Raw genomic sequence first — 1,489 nt, 5'->3', positions numbered from 1 at the left:
GAGGAACGCGGCCAAAATCAGGAAGCCGATGTCGCGCGCGATCTCGGGCGCGTAGTAGGCCCGCAGAGCAGCACCACGGAGTCGGCTCCGGCGGCGACGGCGCGGATCGCCGGCCCGGTGACCAGCACGTCGCCCGCCGAGTCGGCCCGCACCACGAGCACGCGCCGGGCGGTCCGCGGCCTGGCCGGCGCGAGCCGGCGCTCCCGGTCGAGCAGGTGGGTCACCGCCTCGCCGAGGTGCGCGGCGACGACCGGCGCCGCGGCCACCTCCGCCGGCCGGGTGACGGGGGTCGGCACCAGCACCGCCGCGGCGCCGGCGGCTTCGGCCGCGGTCACGTCCGAGCCGATGTCGCCGACCACGGCGCACCGGGTCGGCACCGTGCCGAGCGCGGCCGCGGCGGCCCGGACCAGCCCGGGGGCCGGCTTGCGGCACGCGCAACCGGCGCCCGCGTCATGTGGACAGACCTGCCACGTGTCGAACGGACCGAGCAGTTCGGACACCCGCGCGTTGACCCGGTCGAGGTCGTCGGCGGTGAACAGGCCACGGGCCAGGCCCGACTGGTTGCTGACCACACCGACCCGCAGGCCCGCCGCACGCACCCGGTCGAGCGCCGCCCGGGCGCCCGGCATCGGCCGCACCTTGTCGGGCGAGCCGTTGTAGGGCACGTCCTCGACCAGCGTGCCGTCGCGGTCGAAAAGGACCGCGTCAAACAGCCGCTGACCTGGGCTGATCGGAGTCGGTGGCGTCACCGGGAGCGGGTGCCCGGGCAGCAGAGAAGTAAACATCAACCACTTCTGCCCCACCGGCCGCGCGCACCCAGCCGCGCAGCCAGTGTCCGATCGCGACGGGCGGGATGACGACGCTCGTCACGGCCATCGTCAGGATCTCCGCCGGCGTACGCGGCCCCGCGGCGATACGCCGACCTGCGAACTCGGCCGTTCCGAGCGCCCAGGCCGCGGCGCCGGCGACGGCTGCGGCGCGCAGCGGCGCACTCCGGCGGCGCAGCCGCGCGCCCGCCGCCGCGGTGAGCGACATGACCAGTGCCCCGGTGATGACGGCGTGCTGTCGCCGGCGACCCGCCGGGATCTCCAGCAGCGAACGCCAGCGCGGTCCGTAACGGCGTCGCAGCAGCGCGTCGTCGGCGTTGCCGGCCTGCACCCGCACGCTCGCCCAGCGGCCCGCCGGGCGCACCGGATGGGTCACGCCACGGTCGCCGCGGCGCAGCTCCCAGCCGGCGGCACGGACCCGGTGCGCCAGGTCGGCGTCCTCCCGGTAGGCCCGCGGGAACCGCTCGTCGAAGCCGCCGACCTCGGCCAGCGCGGCCCGCCGGTAGGCCATGTCGGCGGTGATCCACGGCGCGGACGCCAGGCCCGCGGTGTTGCGCTCCCAGTCTGTCGGGCGGCGGCCGGCCGGCAGTGGCACGCGTACGCGGCCCTGCACGCCGCCCACCTCCGGCGGGACCGTCAGGTCCGACCGCAGGCACCGCCAC

General features: G+C 77.0%; 1 protein-coding gene and 1 pseudogene. Both read right to left on the bottom strand.

Features of this window, described 5'->3' with window-relative positions:
* Positions 1–56: 56 nt before the first annotated feature.
* Positions 57–749, bottom strand: a pseudogene (locus AB0H87_RS41735) (HAD-IIIA family hydrolase); the annotation flags it as partial.
* On the bottom strand, positions 706–1,489 hold a 784-nt coding region (locus tag AB0H87_RS41730), incomplete at its 5' end, for a transferase (RefSeq protein ID WP_360159396.1). The pseudogene AB0H87_RS41735 and the gene AB0H87_RS41730, both read right to left, overlap by 44 nt.

This window comes from Asanoa sp. NPDC050611 (genome assembly GCF_040654855.1).
Classification (GTDB): domain Bacteria; phylum Actinomycetota; class Actinomycetes; order Mycobacteriales; family Micromonosporaceae; genus Asanoa.
Note: the sequence above shows the minus strand (reverse complement) of the source record. Positions and strands in the feature narration are given on the sequence as shown.